This window comes from Streptomyces sp. NPDC086519, assembly GCF_040686075.1.
Taxonomy (GTDB): Bacteria; Actinomycetota; Actinomycetes; order Streptomycetales; family Streptomycetaceae; genus Streptomyces; species Streptomyces shenzhenensis.
Genome location: NZ_JBFBJL010000054.1, coordinates 1 through 24,781, shown reverse-complemented (window position 1 = coordinate 24,781; position 24,781 = coordinate 1). Strand labels below are relative to the sequence as shown.

The window sequence follows — 24,781 nt, the reverse complement described above, 5'->3', positions numbered from 1 at the left end:
CGGTCAGAGTTTGCGCAGCCGCAGCCGCTGCACCTTGTGGTCCGGGCCCTTGCGGACGACCAGGGTGGCCCGGCCGCGGGTCGGGGCGATGTTCTCCACCAGGTTGGGCTTGTTGATGGTGCGCCACTGCGTACGGGCGTAGTCCAGGGCCTCTTCCTCGGAGACCTGGGTGTACGTGCGGAAGTACGAGTTCGGGTCCTGGAAGGCGGTCTGGCGCAGCTTCTTGAAGCGGTTGAGGTACCAGCTCTCCACGTCGTCGGCGTTCGCGTCGACGTACACGCTGAAGTCGAAGTAGTCGGCGAGGCCGACCCGGGTGCGGCCGTCCTTGCCGGGCAGGGCCGGCTGCAGGACGTTCAGGCCCTCGACGATCAGGATGTCGGGCCGCCGGACCACGAGCTTCTCGTCGGGGACGATGTCGTAGATCAGGTGGGAGTAGACGGGCGCGGTGACCTCGTCCTTGCCTGCCTTGACGTCGGCGACGAACCGGGTCAGCGCCCGGCGGTCGTACGACTCGGGGAAGCCCTTCCGTGACATCAGCCCGCGGGCCCGCAGCTCCCTCGTCGGCAACAGGAAGCCGTCGGTGGTCACCCGTTCCACGCGCGGGTGCTCGGGCCAGCGCGAGAGGAGGGCCTGCAGCAGTCGTGCCACGGTCGACTTTCCGCAGGCCACCGAGCCGGCGATGCCTATCACGAACGGGGTGCCGGACTGGGAGCCCTGTTCGCCGAGGAAGGTGTTCAGGGCGCCTCGGAGGCCGTCGGTCGCGCCGACGTACAGGTTGAGGAGCCGCGACAGCGGGAGGTAGATGTCCCGCACCTCGTCGAGGTCGATCACGTCGCCGAGACCACGCAGCTGCTCGACCTCCTGCGCGGTCAGCGGCAGCGGTGTCTTGTCGCGCAGCGCGCTCCACTCGGAACGGGTGAGGTCGACGTAGGGAGTCGCCTCCGGCCTGTGCCGGTGGGCGCTCCTGGGCATCGGGGAGACCGGAGAGATCACATTCCATTGTTAACGGAGTTTGAACGGGGCGGGGGGTGGGGTCGGTCACGTGGACGTCGCGGAGCGCGAGGCTTCTGCCTGCCGTCCGCGTGAGCGGCTTGGCGCGTGCGACGAAGATCTCCGGGTCGTCCGTCCTGGCGGTCACCGCGGTGGACGATGCCCGCGGTGATGTCTCCCTTTGCGTGGTCATCCGCGATAGAGGCCTCCTGGTGGGCGGAAAGCCCGGTTTGATTTCCGATTTCGGGCATGCTGAGCCGTGTTCGGGTGGGGTTCGGGTCTTAGGCTGCCGCCCATGTGTGGAATCGTGGGATACGTGGGGGCGCAGTCGGCGCTCGATGTGGTGGTCGCCGGCCTCAAGCGGCTGGAGTACCGGGGGTACGACTCGGCGGGCGTCGCGGTGCTCGCGGACGGTGGGCTGGCCTCGGCGAAGAAGGCCGGGAAGCTGGTCAACCTGGAGAAGGAGCTGACGGAGCGGCCGCTGCCGACCGGTGCCACCGGTATCGGGCACACCCGCTGGGCCACGCACGGCGGGCCGACGGACGCCAACGCGCATCCGCATCTGGACAACGCCGGCCGGGTCGCCGTCGTCCACAACGGGATCATCGAGAACTTCGCCGCGCTGCGGGGGGAGTTGGCCGAGCGCGGCCACGACCTCGCCTCCGAGACGGACACCGAGGTGGTCGCGCACCTGCTCGCCGAGGAGTTCTCCGGCACCGCGGATCTCGCCGAGGCGATGCGGCTGGTGTGCCGGCGGCTGGAGGGCGCGTTCACGCTGGTCGCGGTGCACGCCGACGATCCGGACGTGGTCGTGGGCGCGCGCCGGAACTCCCCGCTCGTGGTGGGCGTCGGGCAGGGCGAGGCCTTTCTCGCCTCGGACGTCGCCGCGTTCATCGCCCACACGCGGTCGGCGATCGAGCTGGGCCAGGACCAGGTGGTGGAGCTGCGCCGGGACGGCGTGACGGTGACGGGCTTCGACGGCGCCCCGGCGGACGTCCGCTCGTACCACGTCGACTGGGACGCGTCGGCAGCGGAAAAGGGGGGTTATGACTACTTCATGCTCAAGGAGATCGCCGAGCAGCCCAAGGCGGTCGCCGATACGCTCCTGGGCCGCATCGACGCGGGCGGCTCGCTGACGCTGGACGAGGTCCGGATCGGCGCGGCCGAGCTCCGGGAGATCGACAAGGTCGTCATCGTCGCGTGCGGTACGGCCTTCCACGCCGGCCTGATCGCCAAGTACGCCATCGAGCACTGGACGCGCATCCCGTGCGAGGTGGAGCTGGCGAGCGAGTTCCGCTACCGGGACCCGATCCTGGACTCGCGCTCGCTGGTCATCGCCATCTCCCAGTCCGGCGAGACCATGGACACGCTGATGGCCCTCAGGCACGCCCGTGAGCAGGGCTCGAAGGTCCTGGCGATCTGCAACACGAACGGCTCCACGATCCCGCGCGAATCGGACGCGGTGCTGTACACCCACGCCGGGCCGGAGGTCGCGGTCGCCTCGACGAAGGCGTTCCTGACCCAGCTGGTGGCGTGCTACCTGGTGGCGCTGTACCTCGGTCAGGTGCGGGGCACCAAGTGGGGCGACGAGATCAGCGCGGTGATCCGGGACCTGTCCCACATCTCCGGCGAGGTCGAGCGGGTCCTGGAGACCATGGAACCGGTACGGGCGCTGGCCCGGTCGCTGGCGGACAAGAACACCGTGCTCTTCCTCGGCCGGCACGTCGGCTACCCGGTCGCCCTCGAAGGCGCGCTGAAGCTCAAGGAGCTGGCGTACATGCACGCCGAGGGCTTCGCGGCGGGCGAGCTGAAGCACGGGCCGATCGCGCTGATCGAGGAGGACCTGCCGGTCGTGGTCGTGGTCCCGTCCCCGCGCGGGCGCTCCGTCCTGCACGACAAGATCGTCTCCAACATCCAGGAGATCCGGGCCCGGGGCGCCCGCACGATCGTGATCGCGGAGGAGGGTGACGAGGCGGTCGTACCGTACGCCGACCACCTGATCCGGATCCCGGCCACCCCGACCCTGCTCCAGCCGCTGGTCGCCACGGTCCCGCTCCAGGTCTTCGCCTGCGAACTGGCCACCGCCCGGGGCAACGAGGTGGACCAGCCGCGCAACCTCGCCAAGTCGGTCACCGTGGAGTGACCTTAGGGTGCTGACCATGAGCATCATCGGGGTTGGCATCGACGTCGCCGAGATCGACCGGTTCCGGGAGTCGCTGGAGCGGACTCCCGGGCTGGCCGGGCGGCTTTTCATCGAGCGCGAGTTGTACCTGGCGAGCGGCGAGCGGCGCGGTGTCGCCTCGCTCGCGGTGCGGTTCGCGGCCAAGGAGGCGTTGGCCAAGGCGCTCGGCGCCCCGCCCGGGCTGCTCTGGACGGACGCGGAGGTGTACGTCGAGGACAACGGGCGGCCGCGGCTGCGGGTGAAGGGCAGCGTGGCCGCCTGCGCGGCGGAACTCGGCGTGCGGTCGTGGCATGTGTCGCTCAGTCACGACGCCGGTGTGGCGTCGGCGGTGGTGATCGCGGAGGGGTGAGAGGGGCGGCACGACGGGGGCGGGGCGGATGCGCGCCTCGCCGGTTCCGGGGGAGACTCGGGGCATGCGGACTGCTTACAGCGTGGAGACGGTACGGGCGGCCGAGCGGGAGTTGATGGCTCGGCTGCCGGAAGGGGCGTTGATGCAGCGGGCCGCCGCCGGGCTGGCCGCCGCCTGCGCCGACCTGCTCGGCCGGGTGTACGGCAGCCGGGTGGTGCTGCTGATCGGCAGCGGGGACAACGGCGGCGACGCGCTGTACGCCGGGGCGCGGCTCGCGCGCAGAGGGGCGGGGGTCGCGGCGGTGCTGCTCGCGCCGGAGCGCGTGCACGGGGGTGGGCTGGCGGCGCTGCGCCGAGCCGGCGGGACCGTCGTACGGGACGGTGGCGCCGAGGAGTCGCTCCTGCGGGCCGACCTCGTCGTCGACGGGATCGTGGGGATCGGCGGGAAGGGCGGGCTGCGGCCCGAGGCGGCGGAGCTGGTGGCGGTCGTGGAGCGGTCGCGGGCCGCCGTCGTCGCCGTGGACCTGCCGAGCGGGGTGGAGGCGGACACCGGTGAGGTGCGGGGGGCGGCCGTACGGGCGGACCTGACCGTGACCTTCGGGACGCACAAGCCGGGGCTGCTGATCGATCCGGCGCGGGAGTACGCCGGTTCGGTACGGCTGGTCGACATCGGGCTCGAACTGCCCGAGGAGGCCGAGCTGGAGGCGTTGCAGGACGCGGACGTGGCGCGGCTGCTGCCGGTGCCGTCGGCGGAGAGCGACAAGTACCGGCGGGGGGTGGTGGGCATCGCGGCCGGGTCGGCGCGCTATCCGGGGGCCGCGGTGCTCGCCGTCGCCGGGGCGTTGCGGGGCGGGGCCGGGGCCGTACGGTACGTCGGGCCGGCCAAGGACGAGGTGCTGGCCCGCTTTCCCGAGACGCTGGTGTCGGACGGGGGGCCGCGGAAGGCCGGGCGGGTCCAGGCGTGGGTGGCCGGGCCGGGAGTCGGGGACGACGCCGAGGCCGTCGCCGAGGTGCTGGCGGAGGACGTGCCGGTGCTGGTCGACGCCGACGGGCTGCGGCTGGCCGGCCGGGAAGCGGTACGCGCCCGTACGGCGCCGACCCTGATGACACCGCATGCCGGGGAGGCGGCGGCCCTGTTGGGGGTACGCCGGGAGGAGGTCGAGGGCGGCCGGCTCGCGGCGGTGCGGGAGCTGGCGGCGGCCTATCGGGCGACCGTGCTGCTGAAGGGGTCGACGACGCTGGTGGCGGAGGCCGGGGGAGGGTCCGCCGTCCGGGTGAACGCGACGGGGACGCCCTGGCTTGCCACCGCCGGGAGTGGGGATGTCCTGTCGGGGCTGGCGGGGTCGTTGCTGGCGGCGGGGCTGGACGGGCGGGACGCGGGGAGTGTGGCGGCGTATCTGCACGGGCTCGCGGGGCGGTTCGCGGCGGAGGGGGCGCCGACGGTCGCCCATGCGGTGGCCGCACAGTTGCCGTCGGCCTGGCGGGGCGTCTACCCACCCACCCACCCGACTCGGTAGGCCAGAACCGCACCGCCACGGGGCTCCGCCCCGGACCCCGTCGGCGTCGGGCTCGTCCGACTCGGTAGGCCGGAACCCCACCGTCGCGGGGCTCCGCCCCGGACCCTGTCGGCGTCGGGTTTGTTCGACTCGGTGGGTCGGGGGCGCAGTGTGGCGGGGTTTTGCCCTGGGCCCCGTCGGCGTCGGGCTTGTTCGACTCGGTGGGTCGGGGTCGCACGGTCGCGGGGCTCCGCCCCGGACCCCGGCGGCCTGGACGGCCTGGTCCTCGAACACGGGACGGGGGTGGAAGGGCAGGGGGTGGGCGGCTCGGACGCGGGGTGGGTGCGGGTGCGGGTGCGCTGTGGCTGGTGGCGTCCGCGCGGCGGCAGCCGCACATCGATACGGCCCCGCGGCCCTACGGCCCCGCGGCCCTACGGCCCCGCGGCCCTACGGCCCCGCGGCCCTACGGCCCTACGGCCCCGCGGCCCTACGGCCCCGCGATGCGGCCGTAATTCCGTTCCTCTGGTACCGCCGGAGGCCCGTGCATCCCCCGGGTGACCCCGCCGCGCGGCTCCCCGGAAATCCGGGCCCTGAGGGGTTGTCTGATCGCATGATCAGTGGACGAAGCGTGCGTCATCGGCGTGGTCGGGTGCGGGGGGTCGCGGAGGGGTTCGTCGTTGCCGTGACCGGGCTCTGCCTCGGGGCCGGGACCGGGGTCGCGGAGTCCGCCGTCTCCGGGCCTTCCGCAGCCGTCCCGGAGTCGGAACTGGTGCGGGGGGTCGCGCCGGGGCCCTCGCAGCCTTGGCAGATCGACACTCCCGACCGGATGCCGGCGCCCAGGGTGTACGTGCCCAGCGCCGAGGAGGACGCCGTCGAGCCGAGGGCGGCGGTGCCGGGGACGTACGACCTCGTCGAGTACGTGCCGCTCAGTGATGTCGTCGTCAAGGTGAGCTGCTCCAGGCTGACCGGGCCGTACCAGAAGCAGATCGAGCAGTGGCTGAGGCTGAAGGCGGACGGGAAGCAGTCCGCCGCCGACTGCAAGGCCGTCCAGAAGTTCCAGAAGAAGTACCGGATCAAGCCGGCGACCGGGTTCGCGGGGCCCGTGACCTGGTACCAGATGATGCTGCTCTCGGCGAAGAAGAACCCGAACGCCAAGAAGGACTGCCCCGTGAAGTCGTACCGGGTCGCCTGTGTCGACCTCAACCGGCAGGTCACCTGGGTGCAGAAGGGCAACAAGGTGGTCTACGGGCCGGTGCAGATGCGCAGCGGGCGGAAGGGGTACGCGACCCGGGCCGGGTGGCACACCGTCTACCGGCGGCACAAGAACCACTGGTCGACGCTGTACAACTCGCCCATGCCGTACGCCCAGTTCTTCGACGGCGGCCAGGCCTTCCACGCGGTCTACGGCTCCATCTACACCACCGTCGGCTCCTGGGGCTGCGTGAACCTCAAGCTGGGCGATGCGAAGAAGCTGTGGAGCGTGCTGAAGAAGGGCGACAGGGTGTACGTATGGGGGCACCGGACCGGTAGCTGACCCGGTGTGCCGCCCGGCGTGTCACCCCGTGCGCGGCCAGGTGCGCGAGTCCGTGTCCGGCGGGTACCCGCGGGCGGCCGGCAGCCGTACCGGGGGCTGCGCCGGAGGGCTGTCGGAGCCCTCTGAGACACTGGGGGCGCGATGAGAGAGACAGCGACTGCACCGACCGCGCCCCTGCGCGCCCGCGCCGAGATCGACCTGGCGGCCCTGCGGGCCAACGCGCGGACCCTGCGTGCCCTCGCGCCGGGCGCGGCCCTGATGGCCGTGGTGAAGTCCGACGCGTACGGCCACGGGGCCCTTCGGTGTGCCCGCGCGGCTGTGGAGGCGGGCGCGAGCTGGCTCGGTACGGCCACCCCGGAGGAGGCGCTGGCGCTGCGCGCGGATGCCGGGCTGCCGGCGGACGTGCGGATCATGTGCTGGCTGTGGACCCCGGGCGGGCCGTGGCGCGAGGCGGTCGAGGCGGATCTCGACGTGTCGGTGAGCGGGATGTGGGCCCTGCGGGAGGTGTCCGAGGCGGCCGGGGAAGCCGGCCGCCCCGCTCGCGTGCAGCTCAAGGCCGACACCGGGCTGGGACGCAACGGCTGTCAGCCCGCCGACTGGCCCGAGCTGGTCCGCGAGGCGCTGCGCGCCGAGGCGGCGGGGCTGGTCCGGATCACCGGCCTGTGGTCGCACTTCGCCTGTGCCGACGAGCCCGGCCATCCCTCCATCGCCGCCCAGCTCACCTGCTTCCAGGAGATGCTCGGGTACGCCGAGCAGCAGGGCGTGCGCCCCGAGGTGCGGCACATCGCCAACTCGCCGGCCACCCTCACCCTCCCCGAGGCCCACTTCGACCTCGTCCGCACGGGCATCGCGCTCTACGGCCTCTCGCCCAGCCCCGAACTGGGCAGCGCGGCCGACTTCGGCCTGCGCCCCGTGATGACGCTGTCCGCCTCCCTCGCCCTGGTGAAGCACGTACCCGGCGGGCACGGTGTCAGTTACGGGCACCACTACGTCACCCCCGGCGAGACCACCCTCGGCCTCGTCCCCGTCGGCTACGCGGACGGCATCCCGCGCCACGCCTCCGGCACCGGCCCCGTACTGGTCGGCGGCAAGTGGCGGACGGCCGCCGGGCGCATCGCCATGGACCAGTTCGTCGTGGACCTCGGCGGCGACGAACCCGAAGTCGGCGCCGAGGCCGTGCTGTTCGGTCCGGGCGACCGGGGCGAGCCCACCGCCGAGGACTGGGCCCAGGCCGCGGGCACGATCGCATACGAAATCGTCACCCGCATCGGAACCAGGGTTCCCCGCGTCCATGTGAACGAGGGGCCGAGTGGGCAGGAACCAGGGGACGGGCCGGGAACCGGCGACTGACCTCCGGGGTTCGGCGGCGGCACAACCCGGTTACATCTGTATCAACGAAAGACAGCAATCTCGTCGGCGTCACCCGTGTCACCTGACCGGCGAACTGTAGTACGGCGAAGAGGAGCGGTACGTGAGCGAGAGCAGTGCGGAGGCCGTAGCGGAAGCCGCCGCGGCGGCCGTCGTCGCCTCGGCCACGGAGGCGGCCTCCGGCAGCTGGCGCAAGGTGACCGGCGTCGCCGGAGCCGCCATAGGAGTGCTCGCCGCCGGGGCGGCCGCCGGGGTCGCCCTGGAGCGGATGACCGTCGGCCGCGGGATGCGTCGCAAGGCCCGGCTGGCACTGGACTCGGCGGGCCCGTACGGCACCCTGCGCGGCGCGCCCGGCAAGGCGTACGCCGACGACGGCACCGAGCTGTACTACGAGGTCGACGAGGTGGATCCCGACCTCGGCGCGGCCGTCTCGCCGCGCCGCCGCCGGCTCTTCGGCCGCAAGGCGCCCGCCCCCGTCACCGTCGTCTTCAGCCACGGCTACTGCCTCAACCAGGACTCCTGGCACTTCCAGCGGGCGGCCCTGCGCGGGGTCGTCCGCACCGTGCACTGGGACCAGCGCAGCCACGGCCGCTCCGGGCGGGGCGTCGCCCAGCACGAGGACGGGGTGGAGCTCACCATCGACCAGCTGGGCCGGGACCTGAAGGCCGTCCTGGACGCGGCCGCGCCGGAGGGGCCGCTGGTGCTGGTCGGGCACTCCATGGGCGGGATGACGGTGATGGCGCTGGCCGCGCAGTATCCCGATCTGATCCGGCAGCGGGTGGTCGCCACCGCCTTCGTCGGTACCTCGTCCGGGCGGCTCGGCGAGGTCAACTTCGGGTTGCCGGTCGCCGGTGTCGCGGCCGTGCGCCGGGTGCTGCCGGGCGTGCTGAAGGCGCTGGGGACGCAGGCCGCGCTGGTGGAGAAGGGGCGGCGGGTCACCGCGGATCTCTTCGCCGGGATCATCAAGCGGTACTCGTTCGCGTCCAAGGACGTCGACCCGGCGGTGGAGCGGTTCGCGGAGCGGATGATCGAGTCGACGCCGATCGACGTGGTCGCCGAGTTCTACCCGGCCTTCACCGACCACGACAAGACCGCCGCGCTCGCCTACTTCCAGGATCTGCCGGTGCTGGTGCTGGCCGGGGTGCAGGACCTCGTCACGCCCAGCGAGCACAGCGAGGTCATCGCCGACCTGCTGCCCGACGCCGAACTGGTGCTCGTCGCGGACGCCGGGCACCTGGTCATGCTGGAGCACCCGGAAGTGGTCACGGACCGCCTGGCCGACCTGCTCACCCGCGCGGGTGCCGTGCCGGCAGGGGCTACCGTAAGTGGCTATGGAAGCACCAGCAGCACGGCACAGCCAGGCTGAGATCGAGTTGACCGTCACCTCTCCCGAGCAGATGGGGGAGCTGGGCCGCCGACTGGCGAAGTTGCTGCGCGCCGGTGACCTCGTGATGCTCAGCGGGGAGCTCGGTGCCGGCAAGACGACGCTGACGCGCGGGCTGGGGGAGGGGCTCGGCGTGCGCGGCGCCGTCACCTCGCCGACCTTCGTGATCGCACGCGTCCATCCGTCCCTGGGGGGCGGGCCGCCGCTCGTCCACGTCGACGCGTACCGCCTGGGCGGCGGGCTCGACGAGATGGAGGACCTGGACCTCGACGTCTCGCTGCCGGAGTCCGTGATCGTCGTGGAGTGGGGCGAGGGCAAGGTCGAGGAGCTGACCGAGGACCGGCTCACGGTCCGGATCCACCGGGCGGTCGGGGACACCGCCGACGAGGTACGGCACGTGACCCTGGCGGGGCTGGGGGAGCGGTGGGACGGCGTTGATCTGGGGGTGCTGTCGGCCTGAGGAGCGTGTGAACGTTCCGACAAGGCGTCGGCAAGATGTTGCGCCGGACGTATCGGGCGTGGTCACATGGTATCCAGTCCGTGGTTAGGTCTGCCTAACCACGCCCGCCCCCGCACCTCAGGAGGCGCCCGTGTCCGTGTCCCAGTCCGAGGAGCGGCGACCGGTCGCGGTCGCCGTGGCTCCCGGGGTCTCCATGCGTGAGCTACTGGCGTCCTGTGCGGCTGCCGACGCGGTGTCCCGGCCGCCGAGAGCGCCGGAGCCGGTGATGTCGACGCCGGTTGAGCAGGGACGTAGAGCCGCCTAGGCGGGTTCGGCCGGTGGGTGGCTGCGGGTGCGCTGTGGCTGGTCGCGCCCACGCGGCGGTGGCCGCACATCGAACACGGCCCCGCGCCCCCGAGCGGCGGCTGCGCCGCCGAGCCGCTCAGCGGATCACGACCACCTTCACCCCGATCGTCGCGAAGTTCCACATCGCGTCGCCGTCCCTGCGGGTCTCCCGGATGCCGCCCGTCCTGACCGTCGGGTCGGGCGATTCGGCGGCGCGTCGGGCGGTGACGGCGCTGAAGCCGATGGCTGAGCCGTCCTTCGTGGTGGCGAAGCGGACCACGTGTTCGATGGGGAGGCCGTCGCTGCCCGTGACGGCCTTCGAGCGGGACGTCACCCAGTAGATGCCCACGGGCGGGTCGATGGCGCCGGGGGTGACCTTGAAGGTGCGCTCGACCCGGCCCCGCTCGTTGACGAGCCAGACCCGGTCGTCGTCCACCGAGTACACCACCCGTTCACCCGTCCCGGAACTGTTCGGCAGGGCGGTGGGGTGGCGGCGGTCCCGGGGTGCCTTGGCGGCCGGCGCGCCGGGTGCGGCGCTCGCCGACGGCCGGCCGCCGAGGCCGGGCGGTACGGTGGCCGAGGCCTGGTAGGCGAGGAGTCCGACCACCCCGACGGCCGCCGCGGTGAGGCCGGCCACGACTCCCGAGCTGGTCCCTGCCACGTGCGCCACCTCTGCCTCGCCGTAGTGCATCGCCGTATATGTCGTACTTCGTACCGACCGTAGCAGTCCGTGACCGCGCGACCCGGCCGGGCGTGCTCGCGGCGCCGGAGCCGTAGGCTGTTCGCGTGCTCTTGCTCGCTCTGGATACCGCCACCCCCGCCGTCACCGTCGCCCTGCACGACGGTACGGCCGTCATCGCCTCGTCGAGCCAGGTGGACGCGCGCCGGCACGGCGAGCTGCTGCTGCCGGCCGTCGACCGCGTCCTCACCGAGGCGGGGGTCAAGCTGGACGCCGTCACCGGGATCGTCACAGGGATCGGTCCCGGCCCCTACACCGGCCTGCGGGTCGGCCTGATGACCGCGGACACCTTCGGGCTCGCGCTCGGCGTGCCCGTCCACGGCCTGTGCACGCTCGACGCTCTCGCCTACGCGGCCGACATCGAGAAGGGCCCGTTCGTCGTCGCGACCGACGCCCGCCGCAAAGAGGTCTACTGGGCGGTGTACGAGGACTCGCGCACCCGGCTCACGGAGCCCGCGGTCGACCGGCCCGCCGACATCGCCGAGAAGGTGGCCGGGCTGCCCGCCGTGGGCGCCGGGGCGCTGCTCTACCCCGACACCTTCCCCGTCGTGCACGAGCCCGAGAACGTGTCCGCCGCGGCCCTGGCGTCGCTGGCCGCCGAGAAGCTGGCCGCGGGGGAGGAACTGCCCCCGCCCCGGCCGCTGTACCTGCGCCGGCCGGACGCCCAGGTGCCCAAGAACTACAAGGTGGTCACCCCGAAGTGACCGCACAGTTGCGCGAGATGCGCTGGTGGGACATCGACCCGGTCCTGGAGCTGGAGAAGGACCTGTTCCCCGAGGACGCCTGGTCACGGGGGATGTTCTGGTCCGAACTGGCGCACGCGAGGGGGCCCGCGGCGACCCGGCGGTACGTGGTGGCCCTGGAGGGCGGCCGGATCGTCGGGTACGGGGGGCTCGCCGCCCAGGGCGGCGCGTCCGACAGCGGCTCCGCCGCCATAGGCGACATCCAGACCATCGCCGTGCGCCGTGACCAGTGGGGCACCGGGCTCGGCGGAGAGCTGCTCACCGAGCTGCTGCGGGCCGCGACCGCTTTCGAGTGCGCCGAGGTCATGCTCGAATGCCGGGTCGACAACATCCGCGCCCAGAAGCTCTACGAGCGGTTCGGCTTCGAGCCCATCGGGTTCAGACGCGGCTACTACCAGCCGGGGAACGTGGACGCCCTGGTGATGCGCCTGATGACCGGGCAGCCCGGCAGTGGCTCCGCCTCCGGGCCCACCTTCGAACAAGGAACCGAGATCAATGGCTGACGAACCCCTGGTCCTGGGGATCGAGACCTCCTGCGACGAGACCGGCGTCGGCATCGTCCGGGGCACCACCCTGCTCGCCGACGCCGTCGCCTCCTCCGTCGACGAGCACGCCCGCTTCGGCGGGGTCGTCCCCGAGGTCGCCTCCCGCGCCCACTTGGAGGCGATGGTTCCCACCATCGAACGCGCGCTGAAGGAAGCGGGCGTGAGCGCGAGAGACCTGGACGGCATCGCGGTCACGGCCGGTCCCGGCCTGGCCGGGGCGCTGCTGGTCGGCGTCTCCGCGGCGAAGGCGTACGCGTATGCCCTGGGGAAGCCTCTTTACGGCGTGAACCACCTGGCCTCGCACATCTGCGTGGACCAGCTGGAACATGGTCCCCTGCCCGAACCGACGATGGCCCTCCTGGTCAGCGGCGGTCACTCGTCGCTGCTCCTGTCCACGGACATCACCTCCGACGTACGTCCCCTCGGCGCGACCATCGACGACGCGGCCGGTGAGGCCTTCGACAAGATCGCGCGAGTGCTGGACCTGGGCTTCCCGGGCGGCCCGGTCATCGACCGCTACGCCCGCGAGGGCGACCCGGCGGCCATCGCCTTCCCGCGCGGTCTCACGGGTCCGCGCGATCCCGCGTACGACTTTTCCTTCTCCGGTCTGAAGACCGCCGTGGCCCGCTGGATCGAGGCCAAGCGGGCGGCGGGCGAAGAAGTGCCGGTCCGGGATGTGGCGGCCTCCTTCCAGGAGGCGGTCGTGGATGTCCTGACCCGCAAGGCCGTCCGTGCCTGCCGTGACCAGGGCGTGGACCACCTGATGATCGGCGGCGGTGTGGCCGCCAACTCCCGCCTGCGCGCCCTGGCCCAGGAGCGCTGCGAGGCGGCCGGCATCCAGCTCCGGGTGCCACGTATGAAGTTGTGTACGGACAACGGCGCGATGGTGGCCGCACTCGGCGCGGAGATGGTCGCGCGCAACCGGACCCCCTCCGGCTGGGACCTCTCGGCGGACAGCTCCCTGCCGGTGACGGACCCGCACGTCCCGGCAAACCACGACCACGTGCACGAGGTCAGCAGGGAGAACCTCTACCGGTGACGGTCGCGTTGATGTGGGAGGCGCGGGCGGTGCCGGGCGGGGGCGCCGAACTCCTGGCGTGGGCGCGGGAGCAGAGGCTCGCGCAGGAGCCGGTACGCCGGGAGACCTTCCGGGCACCGCAGGACCGGGTGCTGGTGATCACGTGGTGGGAGGCGTCGTACGACGCCACGGACATCCCCGAACTCGCTGATCCGCCGGGCGACTTGGTCACCCGTCCGGTACACCGGTGGCGCTTCGAGTCGGTTGGCGAGGGCTAGTGTGACGCGCCGGAGATTTCGGCTGTAAGCCCGTACGCTGCTGCGCCGCGGGCGGGACGAACACTCAGGGCGCCGCCGAACTCGGCATCGCGCCGGGCGTGCTCCGGGGCGGCCGCGGAGCAACTGCGCCTCGACCGCCTCGTGGCCCGGGGACGCCTGCGGACCAAGGGCGAGCCCGCCGCATCACCACGGGGCCTCTGGCCGGGGCGCCGTGGGCACCGGCCGGCGATCAGGCCGAGTAGTCCTCCTGCCCCGCACACCTGGGCCGTGACCAGCGCCCTCGGCCCCCGCCGCCTGGGGCCCCTTCATCTCGCATGCGGCGGACTCGGTCTGACGGTCACTCCACCTCCGTCTCGCAGCGCAGCACCCGGTCCGGGCCCAACCGCCGTACCGGACCCGTCAGCCGGAGGCGGGTCACGGCTCGTACCTCCGCGCTCGACGCCGCCACCCGCAGCTCCAGGGCTCCCGGCTCCACCACCCGCACCCCGTCGCGGTCCGTGAACGCCGACAGGTCGGCGTGGAAGTGGAAGGTCAGGCTCCGGGATTCGCCGGGGGCGAGGTCCACGCGCTGGTAGCCGATGAGGCGGACGTCCGGGCGGGTCACCGAGGCCACCGGGTCGTGCAGGTAGAGCTGGACGACCTCGGTGCCGGGGCGGTCGCCGGTGTTGCGGACGGTGAGGGTCACGTCGTGGGAGGCGTCCGTGGGGAGCTCGGCCGACGGAGGCGACGTCGGCTCCCAGGCGAAGCTCGTGTACGAGCGGCCGTGGCCGAAGGCGTACAGCGGGGTCGGGTCCAGGTTGCTGACCTCGCCCGCGAGGCCCAGCGGGGGCTGGAGGTAGGTCCACGGCTGGCCCCCCGGCACGCGGGGCACGCTCACCGGCAGGCGGCCCGACGGGTTGACGCGGCCCGACAGCACTCCCGCCACCGCCGGGCCGCCCTCCTCCCCGGGGAAGAACGCCTGCACCACCGCGCCGAGCCGGCCGTGCCATCGGCCCAGTGCGTACGGGCGCCCGGTGAGGAGGACGAGGACCACCGGGACGCCCGTGGAGAGCAGGGCGTCCAGCAGGCCGGCCTGCACGCCGGGCAGGTCCAGGTCCGTCACGTCGCAGCCCTCGCCCGAGGTGCCCCGGCCGAACAGGCCCGCCCGGTCGCCGAGGACCGCCACGCACACGTCCGCCTCCGCGGCGCGCGCCACCGCCTCCTCGAAGCCGGAGGTGTCGGGGTCCGAGACGTCGCAGCCCTCGGCGAACGTCACCTTCGCGTCCGGGAGTTCGGCCCGCAGGGAGTCGAGGACGGTGGGGATGGCGATGCCCAGGTCGACCCCGGGATGGTGGGTCAGGACGTGGGAGGGGAAGGAGTAGCAGCCGAGCATGGCGAGGGCGTCGGCGGCTCGGGGGCCCACCACGGCTATGCGGGTGTCGGGGGCGAGGGGGAGGGCGCCGTCGGGGTTGTCCAGCAGGACCACGGATTCCTCGGCCAGACGGCGGGCCAGGGCGCGGTTCGCCGTCGAGTCGAGGTCGATCGGTCCCTCCCGCGCGGGCTCCGGGGTCCAGTCCTCGTCCAGCAGCCCCAGCTCGCACTTCTGGAGCAGGACCCGGCGGGCCGCCCGGTCCACCAGGGCCTCGGGGATCACGCCGTCCCGCACCGCCGCCACCAGCGGACGCCCGTAGCACTTCAGCGTCGGGAGTTCGACGTCGATGCCCGCCGCGAGCGCCAGGTGGGCCGCCTCCGCCTCCGTGCCCGCCACCCTGTGCAGGGTTTGCAGGAAGCCGATGCCGAAGTAGTCGGCGACCACCGTGCCCTCGAAGTCCCACTCCTCGCGCAGGAGTTCGGTCAGGAGACGGGGATCCGCAGAAGCGGGGACGCCGTCCGTGTCGTTGTACGCCGCCATCACCGAGCGCGCCCCGCCCTCGCGCAGCGCCATCTCGAACGGCGGAAGGGTGACGTCCGCGAACTCCCTCACGCCCGCCCGGACCGGGGCCAGATTGCGGGCGCCGGTGGAGGAGGCGTAGCCGGCGAAGTGCTTGAGGGTGGCGATCACCCCGGCCGACTCCAGACCCCGGACGTAGGCGGAGCCGACCGTGCCGACCAGGTACGGGTCCTCGCCGATCGTCTCCTCGACCCGCCCCCAGCGCGGGTCGCGGACCACGTCCAGGACGGGGGCCAGGCCCTGGTGGACGCCGACCGAGCGGAGGTCGTTCCCGATGCGCCGGCCCAGCTCCTCGGCCAGCGGCGGGTCGAAGGCGGCGCCCCAGGCGAGCGGGACCGGATAGGCCGTGGCCTGCCAGGCCGTGAAGCCGGCCAGGCACTCCTCGTGGGCGATCGCCGGGATGCCGAAGCGGCCGGCCGCGATGATCCGGCGCTGGGCGCGGGCCAGTGCTCGCGCGCCCAGCGCCGGGTCCACGGGGGCGGTGCCGAAGGAGCGGGTCAGCTGGCCGAGGCCGAGGGTGACCAGCTCGGACCATTCATAGTCGAATGAGCCGGCGGTCATCTCGCGTTGCAGCGGGGCGACCCCGTCGCCGTCCGTGGCGGCGCCCACCCACACGCCGTACAGCTGGGCGGTCTTCTCCTCCAGCGTCATCCGGGCGAGCAGGTCGTCGACGCGGGTGGCGGCGGGCAGTGCGGGGTCGCGCCAAGGAGCGGTGGTCATGAAACTCCCGTCTCTGCTCTCTGCTGCGCGGCTCCGCTGTGAAGCCCGCTGCGAGGTGCTCTGCTACGAACGCTGCTACGAATGTTTCGTACCACACACCGAATGTTCCGGGAACCTATGGCGTGCGAAGGTCTTCGTCAAGGGGGAGCCCGGGGATACGATCGCGGTCATGACGCCTCCGAAGCCCGCAGAAACGCAGACGGCGACCCTCGCCGAAATCGCCCGTGAGGCCGGGGTGTCCGCTCCGACTGTTTCGAAGGTCCTGAACGGGCGTGCCGATGTCGCCCCGGCGACCCGCACCCGTGTCGAGGAGCTGCTGCGCGCCTACGGCTACCGGCGGCGACGCGCCGAGGCCTCCCGCTCCCCGCTGATCGACCTGGTCTTCCACGAGCTGGAGAGCGCCTGGGCGATGGAGGTCATCCGGGGGGTGGAGAACGCGGCCCGGGACGCCGGCCTGAGTGTCGTGCTCAGTGAGAGCGCGGGGCGGCACACCCCCGGGCGGACCTGGGCCGACCAGGTGGCGGCGCGCCGGCCGCACGGAGTGGTGCTGGTGCTGTCGGGACTCGACGAGTCGCAGCGGGCGCTGCTGATGAGCCGGTCGATCCCGTTCGTGGTGATGGACCCGGCGGGGGACCCGGGGCCCGACGTGCCGTCCATCGGGGCCACCAACTGGCAGGGCGGGCTCGCCGCCACCCGGCACCTGGTCGAGCTGGGGCACCGGCGCATCGGGGCGATCAGCGGGCCGTCCCGGATGATGTGCAGCAGGGCCCGGGTGGACGGGTACCGGGCCGCGCTGGAGACCGCCGGGCTCCCCGTCGACCCGGCCCTGATCAAGGTCGGCGACTTCCACCACGAAGCCGGCTACCGGCTCGGCCTGGAGCTGCTGCGCATGCCGGACCGGCCGACCGCGATCTTCACCGGCAACGACCTCCAGGCGCTCGGGCTCTACGAGGCCGCGCGTGAGCTGGGGCTGCGCATCCCGGAGGACGTGAGCGTCGTCGGGTTCGACGATCTGCCGCTGGCCCGCTGGGTGGGGCCGCCGCTGACGACCGTACGGCAGCCGCTGACCGAGATGGCCGAGGCGGCGGCGCGGCTGGTGCTGGAGATGGGGCGGGCGGAGGAGGCGACGACCGCGACGCGCGTCGAGCTGGCGACGAGCCTGGTGGTGCGGTCGAGCACGGCGGCGCCCGCGACCGCGTGAGGGGGGCCTGGCCGGAAGCTGACGTATTGACGGGTGGTGCGGGCGCCTCCACACTCCTCCGAAGTCAATCGGTTGCACAACCGAAACTTTCGGAGGCCACCCGCATGAGAACCTCCAGAACCTCCAGAACCTTCGGCAACCTGTTACGGGCCGGGCTGGCCGGCCTGGTCATGGGCGTCGGCCTGTTCGCCGCCGGCACCGCTCCCGCGCACGCCGCCGACACCCCGCTGCGCGACCTGGCCGCCGCGAAGGGCAAGGTCATCGGCACGGCGGTCACCGGCTCCAAGCTCACCGGCACCTACGGCGACCTGGCCGGCAGCCAGTTCAGCTCGCTGACCCCGGGCAACGCCATGAAGTGGGGGACGGTCGAGCCCACCCAGGGCAGCTTCAACTGGACCGAGGCGGACCAGATCGTCGCCTTCGCCCAGGCCCACAACCAGCAGGTGCGCGGCCACACCCTGGTCTGGTACAGCCAGAACCCCAGCTGGCTGACGAACGGCACCTGGACCTCGGCCCAGCTCAGCAGCCTGCTGCAGAACCACATCAGCACCGAGGTCGGCCGCTACAAGGGCGAGATCGCCGCCTGGGACGTCGTCAACGAGCCCTTCAACGAGGACGGCACCTACCGGTCGACGATCTGGTACAACGGCCTCGGTTCCGACTACATTGCCAACGCCCTGACCTGGGCGCACGCGGCCGACCCGGACGCCAAGCTGTACATCAACGACTACAACGTCGAGGGCGTCAACGCGAAGAGCACCGCCCTGTACAACCTGGTCAAGGACCTGAAGAGCCGGGGCGTCCCGATCGACGGGGTGGGCCTTCAGGCCCACCTGATCCTCGGCCAGGTGCCGTCCACCCTCCAGCAGAACATCCAGCGCTTCGCCGACCTGGGCGTCGACGTGGCGATCACCGAGCTGGACATCCGGATGGCACTGCCCTCCGACAGCACCAAACTCGCCCAGCAGAAGGCCGACTTCAAGTCGGTGGTGGCCGCGTGCGTGGCGGTGAGCCGCTGCGTCAACGTCACCGTGTGGGGCTTCGCCGACTCCGACTCCTGGGTGGACAGCACGTTCCCGGGGTACGGGGCGGCGACGCCGTACGACGCGAACTACGCGCCGAAACCGGCGTACTACGGCATCGCCGAGGCGCTCGGCGGCACCACGACCACCCCGCCGCCGACCGGTGCCTGCACCGCCGCCTACAGCGTCGGCAGCCAGTGGAACACCGGGTTCACGGGCCAGGTGACCGTCTCCTGCTCGGGTGCCTCGCTCTCGTCCTGGCGCGTGAGCTGGACGTACGGCGCGGGACAGCAGATCACGCAGGCCTGGAACGCCACCTGCACCCAGTCGGGCGCCGCGGTGTCCTGCGCCAACGCCTCCTACAACGGGACGGTGGCGGACGGGAGTTCGGTGACCTTCGGGTTCAACGCGTCCTGGAGCGGGAGCAATCCGGTGCCCGCCGTCACCCTGAGCTGAACCCGGAGTGAGAAGGGTGAGATTTTCCGAAGAAAACCTCTTCGCGGTGCTCGCGCTAACAGTCCGCTAATAATTCGGACTTACGTTCCTGCCTTGTGACGGGACACGAGGAGCACGGCGGCGCGGGCAGACGGGTGGGCCGGCGGTCGAGAGCGCTGAAGATCGCCGGCCTCACCCTGGCGGGGGTCATGACGCTCGGCATCGCCGGCGCGGGGTGGGTCTACTGGCATCTCAACGACAACATCAAGAGCGTCGACATCAACAGCGCGCTCGGGGACGACCGCCCGGCGAAGGCGGTGACGACGCCGGCGGCCACCGCGTCCGCGTCCGCCACCCCGCTGCCCACCGGTTCGGTGAACATCCTGGTGCTGGGCTCGGACTCGCGCAGCGGCAAGGAGAACAAGAAGCTCGGCGGCGGCAACAGCTCGGGCGCCCGCTCCGACACCGCGATGGTCGTCCACATCGACGCCGGCCGGACGTCGGCCACCGTCGTCAGCATCCCGCGCGACACCCTGGTCACCCGGCCCTCCTGCCCGCTGTCCTCCGGCGGCTCGACGTCCGTCGCCTACCACGCGATGTTCAACAGCGCCTACTCGTTGGGCGGGGCGGTGTGCGCGGTCAAGACGGTCGAGTCGATCACCGGCGTCCGCATGGACCACTACCTGGAGATCGACTTCTCGGGCTTCGCGAAGCTGGTCGACGCGCTCGGCGGGGTGACCGTGACCACCGACCAGGACATCGACGACGTCGACAGCCACCTGCACCTGAAGAAGGGCACCCACCACCTGAACGGCACCCAGGCCCTGGCGCTCGCCCGCACCCGGCACGGCATAGGCGACGGCAGCGACCTGGGCCGGATAGGCCTCCAGCAGAAACTGGTGAAGGCCCTCCTCGACCAGATGGCCGCCGGCAGCCTGCTGACCGACCCGGCCAAGCTCTACGCGGTCGCCGACGCGGTCACCTCCAGCCTCACCACCGACACCGGCCTGGACTCGCTCAGCGAGCTGATGCGGCTGGGCCAGAGCCTGAAGGGCCTGACCTCCGACCACGTCAGGACGGTGATGATGCCCGTGGTGACCGCGCCCTCCGACCCCAACCGGGTGATCGCGAAGGAGCCGGCGGCGAGCGACCTGTGGAAGTCCTTGCGGTAGGCGCCCCGCCGAGCTGCGCGGCCGGCCGACGGGCCGGGTCGCGCTGACGCCTCCAGAGGGCGGTGGAAAAAACTTCGGGGAATTCAGGCGAGCGTGTCGATGCGGGGGAGGGCCGTTCGACGCAAGGGTGAGATGCGGGGAGAGACCCCGCCGGAAACCCGAGGAGTCACCATGCCCCGTTACCTGTCGCTCGTGCGGATCGACGAGACCACCGCTCCCGCCGAGGGGCCCAGCCAGGAGCTGATGCAGCGGATGGGCGAGCTGATCGAGGAGATCACCAAGGCCGGCGTGATGCTGGACACCGCGGGGCTCACGCCTACCTCCCAGGGCACGCGGGTGCACTGGGAGGGCGGCAGGATCTCCGTCACCGACGGGCCGTTCACCGAGGCCAAGGAGGTCATCGGCGGTTACGCGATCATGCAGTGCAAGGACAAGGCCGAGGCCCTGGAGTGGACCAAGCGGTTCCTCAAGGTGCACGAGGAGTTCTGGACCGTGACCTGCGAGGTCCGGGAGATCGCGGAGGGCTGACCCTCCTGGCGTACGTCCGACGGTGGGTGTTGCATGGGGGGCTGTGAGCACACAGCCCCCCGAGGCCGACCCCCGCCACGCCATCGAGACCGTCTTCCGGCTCGAAGCGCCCCGCGTGATCGCCGGGGTCGCCCGGATCGTCCGGGACATCGGCCTCGCGGAGGAACTGGCGCAGGACGCGCTCGTCGCCGCCCTGGAGCAGTGGCCCCGGGACGGCGTGCCCGGCAACCCGGGCGCCTGGCTCATGGCCACCGCCCGCCACCGCGCCGTCGACCTCGTCCGGCGCCGGGAGAACTACGCCCGCAAGCTCGCGGAGATCGGCCGCAGTACGGCGACGGCGGCCCCGCCCGAGGAGCCCGCCGACCCGGACGACATCGACGACGACCTGCTCCGCCTGGTCTTCACCGCCTGTCACCCGGTGCTGTCGCCCGAGGCCCGCACGGCGCTCACCCTGCGTCTCCTCGGCGGCCTGACCACGGCCGAGATCGCCCGCGCCTTCCTCGTCCCCGAGCCGACGATCGCCCAGCGCATCGTCCGCGCCAAGCGCACCCTCGCGACGAGGAACATCGCCTTCGAGGTGCCGTACGGGCCCGACCGTGAGGCCCGGCTCGGCTCGGTCCTGGACGTCATCTACCTGATCTACAACGAGGGGTACGCGGCGACGGCGGGCGACGACTGGCTGCGCCCGTCGCTGTGCGAGGACGCGCTGCGGCTGGCCCGCGTCCTGTCGGGGCTGATGCCGAAGGAGCCGGAGGTGCACGCCCTCACCGCCCTCCTCGAATTCCAGTCCTCCCGCACGGCCGCCCGCACCGGCCCCGACGGCGAACCGGTTCTCCTGCGGGACCAGAACCGCCGCCGCTGGAACCGCATGCTCATCGCGCGCGGCATCAGGGCCCTGGCCCGCGCGGACGCCGTGGCGACCGGGGCCCCGGGGCCGTACGCCCTCCAGGCGGCCATCGCGGCCTGCCACGCGCACGCGTACACGTACGAGGAGACCGACTGGGCGGCCATCGCCACCCTGTACGGCCTGCTGGCCGCCCGGTCGCCGTCCCCGGTCGTCGAGCTGAACCGCGCGGTGGCCGTGTCCATGGCCGAGGGCCCCGCGGCGGCCCTGGCGATCGTGGACCGGCTGACCGCCGAATCCGCCCTGAGGGACTACCACCTGCTGCCGAGCGTGCGCGGCGACCTGCTGATCCGCCTCGGGCGTACGGCCGAGGCCCGTGCGGAGTTCGAACGGGCCGCGGGGCTGGCGCGCAACGAGCGGGAGCGGGAGCTGCTGCTGGCCAGGGCGCGGGAGTGCGCCGCGTAGCCGGGCTCAGGACGGCCCGGCGGCCGGCCGCGCGGGGGTGCCGACGAGCATGGTGGGCGCCCCCGCCACCCGGGTCAGGAACACGGTCGCCGCGTTCGGGCCCTGCGGCTTGACCTTCCTGCGCAGCTCCTCCGGTTCCACGGCCGAGCCGCGCTTCTTCACGGTCAGGTTGCCGACCTCGCGCTCCCGCAGCAGGGCCTTCAGCTTCTTGACGTTGAAGGGGAGTTCGTCGGTGATCTCGTACGGTGTCGCGTAGGCGGTGGTGCGCAGGGTGTCGGCCGTGACGTAGGCGATCGTCGGGTCGATCAGTCCGCCGGTGAGCTCCTCGGCCACCTCGGCGACCAGGTGGGCGCGGATGACGGCGCCGTCCGGCTCGTAGAGGTAGCGGCCGACCGGGCGGACGGCGGGGTCGGGAAGACCGCGGCCCAGCAGGGTGCGGGGTCCGGGCAGGAGGGTGGCGCGGACGGCCCCCGGGGCACCGGTGCCGAACCACAGGACGGCTTCCTTCACGTCCCCCGCGTCCGAGATCCACTCCGCCTCGGCGTCCGCCGGGACCGCTTCGTGCGGGATGCCTGGGGCGATCTTCAGCGCGGCGGTCCGTGCAGCCCGGGCCGTCCCGACCGCCCAGGACAGGGGCGGTGAGTAGGCCTCCGGGTCGAAGATGCGGCCACGGCCGCCGCGCCGGGCCGGGTCGACGAAGACGGCGTCGTGGCCGGCCGTGTCCACCTCCTGGACGTCCGCCTCCCGGACCTCGATCAGGTCGGCCAGCCCGAGCGCGTCGGCGTTCGCCCGCGCGGTGGCCGCCGTCACCGGATCCCGGTCCACGGCGAGGACGCGGATGCCGGCCCGCGCGAGCGCGATCGCGTCGCCCCCGATCCCGCAGCACAGGTCGGCCACCGAGGTCACCCCGAGCGCCTTCAGCCGCTGGGCCCGGTACGTGGCGACACTCGCCCGTGTCGACTGCTCGACCCCGTTCGGCGTGAAGAACATGCGGCCCGCGTCCGCCGCCCCGAACTTCGCCGCCGCCCGCTGCCGCAGCCGGGCCTGGGCCAGCGCCGCCGACACCAGCTCGGCGGGGTGTTCACGGCGCAGCCGGGTGGCGACCGCGAGCTCGTCGGCGGGTGCGGTGCCGCGCACCTCGTCGAGGAGGGCGCGGCCCTCGGGGGTGAGGAGGGGGGAGAGGTGGTCGTTCACCGGGTCATTGTCGGCCAGTCGGTGGATGGTTCGCCGCCGGCCGCGGTGTCTGCCGGGGTTCCGGGGAGGTGGCTGGAAGGATCCGGCACCATGCGAGCAGTCGTACAAAATGACAAAAATAGGGTGACTTTGGCCATCGCCGCCCTCACCGTCGCAGCCGCCGTCGCCGTCTCCGGCTGCGCCGGACCGGCGGACCAGGCCGAGGTCCGTCCCGCCGCGGGCCAGCAGGCCCACCGGGCCGCCGCCCCGGACTCCCACGCCGCCCTGGTCGCCGCCGCCCGGCGCTGGGGGCTGGACGCGGTCCCCCTGCGGCCCCCGGCCCCGCCCAAGCACAGGCCGAGGATCACCGCTCGCGACGGCTTCGAGGTGGACGGCCAGGTGGAGGACGACCTGCCCCCGGTCTTCACCACCGTCCCCACCAAGAAGAAGATCGTCTTCCTCACCATCGACGACGGCGCCGAGAAGGACCCGGACTTCCTGCGGATGATGAGCGAGCTGCGGATCCCCTACACCGCGTTCCTCAGCAACTACCTGGTCAAGGACGACTACGGCTACTTCCGCCGGATGCAGGCCGAGGGCCACACCCTCAACAACCACACCCTCACCCACCCCTATCTGCCCGGTCTGACCTACGACGAGCAGAAGCACGAGATCTGCGGCATGCAGGACATCATGAAGAGGCAGTTCGGCAAGGCGCCGACGGTCTTCCGCCCGCCCTACGGCAACTACAACGGCGACACCCTGCGCGCCGCCAAGGCCTGCGGCATCAAGTACGCGCCGATCTGGGACGAGGAGGTGTACGTCGACCACTGGGAGTACCGCGAGTGGGACCGCGGACTGCACCCCGGAGACATCGTCCTCACGCACTTCCGGGGCCGTGACGACTGGGACGGCACCATGGTCGACGACATGCGCCGCTTTCTGAACAAGGTCACCCGCGACGGTTACGCGGTGGCGCGCCTGGAGGACTACCTGTGAGCCGACCGAGGGCGGCGGCCGTGCTCCTGGCCGCCGCCCTCCTGCTGTCGGCCTGCGCGCCGTCCGTCGACCCCATCGAACGGCTCGGCAGGAAGGCGGCCGACCGGGTGCACCCGCACGGCCCGGCGGGCGAGCCGGCGTACCGCCGGTGGGGGCTGGCCGCCCCGCTCTCCCCGGCCCCGCGCCCGCCGCTGCACCCGCTGTCCTTCCACACCGCCCGCCCGCCGGTCGTCGACCACATCCCCACGTCCGACCGGGTGGTCTTCCTGACCTACGACGACGGCGCCGAGAAGGACCCCCGCTTCGTGGACATGGTCCGCGAACTGCGCCTGCCGGTGAGCATGTTCCTCACGGACAGCGTGGTCGGCCCCGGCTACGGCCACTTCGCCCGCCTCCAGTCGGTCGGCGCGAGCGTCCAGAACCACACCCTCGACCACCCGGCCATGCCCGGCCTGCCGTACGCCGGCCAGCGCGCCGAGATCTGCGGCCAGCAGGAGAAGCTGAAGTCCCGCTTCGGCATCCGCCCCCGCCTCTTCCGCCCGCCCTACGGCACCTACGACGCCACCACCCTGCGCGCGGCGGCCGACTGCGGTGTCACGGCGGTGGTCCTGTGGCGGGCGGCGATGACCCCCGACGGCATCACCTACCGGCACGGCGACAAGCAGCTCCGCCCCGGCGACATCATCCTGGTGGGCCCCGACGAGGCCCTCGGCCCGCCCCTCAGGGAGCGCACCACCCGGCTGCTGCGCCGGGTGCAGGCGAGCGGACTGACGGTGGGCCGGCTGGAGGACTACCTGTAGCACCCGGCTCGGCCACCGAATCCAACCCGTCCGGCGTTTGAGGACGAGGCCGAAGGCCGAAAGCGGGGTGGCGGCCGAGATCG

General features: G+C 72.6%; 22 protein-coding genes. 18 read left to right on the top strand and 4 right to left on the bottom strand.

Features of this window, described 5'->3' with window-relative positions:
* Positions 1-3: 3 nt before the first annotated feature.
* Positions 4-972: a type I pantothenate kinase gene (coaA, locus tag AB0P24_RS36145; RefSeq protein WP_365801583.1), complete on the bottom strand. Its 969-nt coding sequence runs from the start codon at positions 970-972 to the stop codon at positions 4-6.
* Positions 973-1,285: 313 nt separating this feature from the next.
* Between coaA and glmS the strand changes: the two genes are divergently transcribed.
* From glmS to tsaE, 7 genes are all read left to right on the top strand, one after another.
* Positions 1,286-3,133, top strand: a complete 1,848-nt coding sequence (glmS, locus tag AB0P24_RS36140) for a glutamine--fructose-6-phosphate transaminase (isomerizing) (RefSeq protein ID WP_365801581.1) — start codon at positions 1,286-1,288, stop codon at positions 3,131-3,133.
* Between the two features lie 16 nt (positions 3,134-3,149).
* On the top strand, positions 3,150-3,521 hold the full coding sequence (locus AB0P24_RS36135; protein ID WP_365801579.1) for a holo-ACP synthase: 372 nt from the start codon (positions 3,150-3,152) through the stop codon (positions 3,519-3,521).
* Positions 3,522-3,585: 64 nt separating this feature from the next.
* Positions 3,586-5,037, top strand: coding sequence for an NAD(P)H-hydrate dehydratase (locus tag AB0P24_RS36130; RefSeq protein ID WP_365801577.1), 1,452 nt, complete (start codon positions 3,586-3,588; stop codon positions 5,035-5,037).
* Positions 5,038-5,698: 661 nt separating this feature from the next.
* Positions 5,699-6,550, top strand: a complete 852-nt coding sequence (locus tag AB0P24_RS36125) for a L,D-transpeptidase family protein (RefSeq protein WP_365801575.1) — start codon at positions 5,699-5,701, stop codon at positions 6,548-6,550.
* A gap of 141 nt (positions 6,551-6,691) precedes the next feature.
* Positions 6,692-7,900 (top strand): alanine racemase, encoded by a 1,209-nt coding sequence (gene alr, locus AB0P24_RS36120; protein WP_365801573.1) that lies wholly within the window; start codon positions 6,692-6,694, stop codon positions 7,898-7,900.
* Between the two features lie 121 nt (positions 7,901-8,021).
* A complete protein-coding gene (locus AB0P24_RS36115; RefSeq protein ID WP_365801571.1) occupies positions 8,022-9,284 on the top strand; it encodes an alpha/beta hydrolase in 1,263 nt (420 codons plus the stop codon).
* Positions 9,250-9,762, top strand: a complete 513-nt coding sequence (gene tsaE / locus AB0P24_RS36110; RefSeq protein ID WP_365801569.1) for a tRNA (adenosine(37)-N6)-threonylcarbamoyltransferase complex ATPase subunit type 1 TsaE — start codon at positions 9,250-9,252, stop codon at positions 9,760-9,762. The genes AB0P24_RS36115 and tsaE overlap by 35 nt, the downstream gene beginning before the upstream one ends.
* A 421-nt stretch (positions 9,763-10,183) precedes the next feature.
* Here tsaE and AB0P24_RS36105 read toward each other — a convergent pair whose 3' ends face one another.
* On the bottom strand, positions 10,184-10,747 hold the full coding sequence (locus AB0P24_RS36105) for a hypothetical protein (RefSeq protein ID WP_365801567.1): 564 nt from the start codon (positions 10,745-10,747) through the stop codon (positions 10,184-10,186).
* 125 nt (positions 10,748-10,872) lie between these two features.
* Between AB0P24_RS36105 and tsaB the strand changes: the two genes are divergently transcribed.
* The 4 genes from tsaB to AB0P24_RS36085 are packed head-to-tail and all read left to right on the top strand — an operon-like array spanning position 10,873 to position 13,409.
* The gene (gene tsaB, locus AB0P24_RS36100; RefSeq protein WP_365801565.1) at positions 10,873-11,529 is read left to right on the top strand and encodes a tRNA (adenosine(37)-N6)-threonylcarbamoyltransferase complex dimerization subunit type 1 TsaB; all 657 of its coding nucleotides are present in this window, start codon (positions 10,873-10,875) and stop codon (positions 11,527-11,529) included.
* 17 nt (positions 11,530-11,546) lie between these two features.
* Positions 11,547-12,071, top strand: a complete 525-nt coding sequence (rimI, locus tag AB0P24_RS36095; protein WP_365801633.1) for a ribosomal protein S18-alanine N-acetyltransferase — start codon at positions 11,547-11,549, stop codon at positions 12,069-12,071.
* A complete protein-coding gene (gene tsaD, locus AB0P24_RS36090) occupies positions 12,064-13,152 on the top strand; it encodes a tRNA (adenosine(37)-N6)-threonylcarbamoyltransferase complex transferase subunit TsaD (protein WP_365801563.1) in 1,089 nt (362 codons plus the stop codon). The genes rimI and tsaD overlap by 8 nt, the downstream gene beginning before the upstream one ends.
* Positions 13,149-13,409, top strand: a complete 261-nt coding sequence (locus tag AB0P24_RS36085; protein WP_365801561.1) for a hypothetical protein — start codon at positions 13,149-13,151, stop codon at positions 13,407-13,409. Before tsaD ends, AB0P24_RS36085 begins: the two co-directional genes overlap by 4 nt.
* 337 nt (positions 13,410-13,746) lie before the next feature.
* On the opposite strand, the gene AB0P24_RS36080 is transcribed toward AB0P24_RS36085, so the two are convergent.
* Positions 13,747-16,059, bottom strand: coding sequence for a glycoside hydrolase family 3 N-terminal domain-containing protein (locus AB0P24_RS36080; protein ID WP_365801559.1), 2,313 nt, complete (start codon positions 16,057-16,059; stop codon positions 13,747-13,749).
* A gap of 169 nt (positions 16,060-16,228) precedes the next feature.
* Between AB0P24_RS36080 and AB0P24_RS36075 the strand changes: the two genes are divergently transcribed.
* From AB0P24_RS36075 to AB0P24_RS36055, 5 genes are all read left to right on the top strand, one after another.
* Positions 16,229-17,260 carry a LacI family DNA-binding transcriptional regulator gene (locus tag AB0P24_RS36075; RefSeq protein WP_365801557.1) on the top strand — a complete coding sequence of 344 codons (1,032 nt, stop codon included), beginning with the start codon at positions 16,229-16,231 and terminating at the stop codon, positions 17,258-17,260.
* A gap of 170 nt (positions 17,261-17,430) precedes the next feature.
* Positions 17,431-18,738, top strand: coding sequence for an endo-1,4-beta-xylanase (locus AB0P24_RS36070; RefSeq protein ID WP_365801631.1), 1,308 nt, complete (start codon positions 17,431-17,433; stop codon positions 18,736-18,738).
* A gap of 95 nt (positions 18,739-18,833) precedes the next feature.
* Complete coding sequence (locus tag AB0P24_RS36065) at positions 18,834-19,889, top strand: LCP family protein (RefSeq protein WP_365801555.1); 1,056 nt, start codon at positions 18,834-18,836, stop codon at positions 19,887-19,889.
* Positions 19,890-20,060: 171 nt separating this feature from the next.
* The gene (locus tag AB0P24_RS36060) at positions 20,061-20,417 is read left to right on the top strand and encodes a YciI family protein (protein WP_365801553.1); all 357 of its coding nucleotides are present in this window, start codon (positions 20,061-20,063) and stop codon (positions 20,415-20,417) included.
* A gap of 43 nt (positions 20,418-20,460) precedes the next feature.
* Positions 20,461-21,726: a sigma-70 family RNA polymerase sigma factor gene (locus tag AB0P24_RS36055; RefSeq protein WP_365801551.1), complete on the top strand. Its 1,266-nt coding sequence runs from the start codon at positions 20,461-20,463 to the stop codon at positions 21,724-21,726.
* A 6-nt stretch (positions 21,727-21,732) separates the two neighbouring features.
* Here AB0P24_RS36055 and AB0P24_RS36050 read toward each other — a convergent pair whose 3' ends face one another.
* Positions 21,733-22,920 carry a class I SAM-dependent methyltransferase gene (locus AB0P24_RS36050; RefSeq protein ID WP_365801549.1) on the bottom strand — a complete coding sequence of 396 codons (1,188 nt, stop codon included), beginning with the start codon at positions 22,918-22,920 and terminating at the stop codon, positions 21,733-21,735.
* A gap of 90 nt (positions 22,921-23,010) precedes the next feature.
* On the opposite strand from AB0P24_RS36050, the gene AB0P24_RS36045 reads away from it, so the two are divergent.
* Both AB0P24_RS36045 and AB0P24_RS36040 read left to right on the top strand, forming a co-directional pair.
* Positions 23,011-23,898, top strand: a complete 888-nt coding sequence (locus AB0P24_RS36045) for a polysaccharide deacetylase family protein (RefSeq protein ID WP_365801547.1) — start codon at positions 23,011-23,013, stop codon at positions 23,896-23,898.
* Entirely contained in the window at positions 23,895-24,698 is an 804-nt protein-coding gene (locus AB0P24_RS36040; protein ID WP_365801545.1) for a polysaccharide deacetylase family protein, read from the top strand. The genes AB0P24_RS36045 and AB0P24_RS36040 overlap by 4 nt, the downstream gene beginning before the upstream one ends.
* Positions 24,699-24,781: the final 83 nt, after the last annotated feature.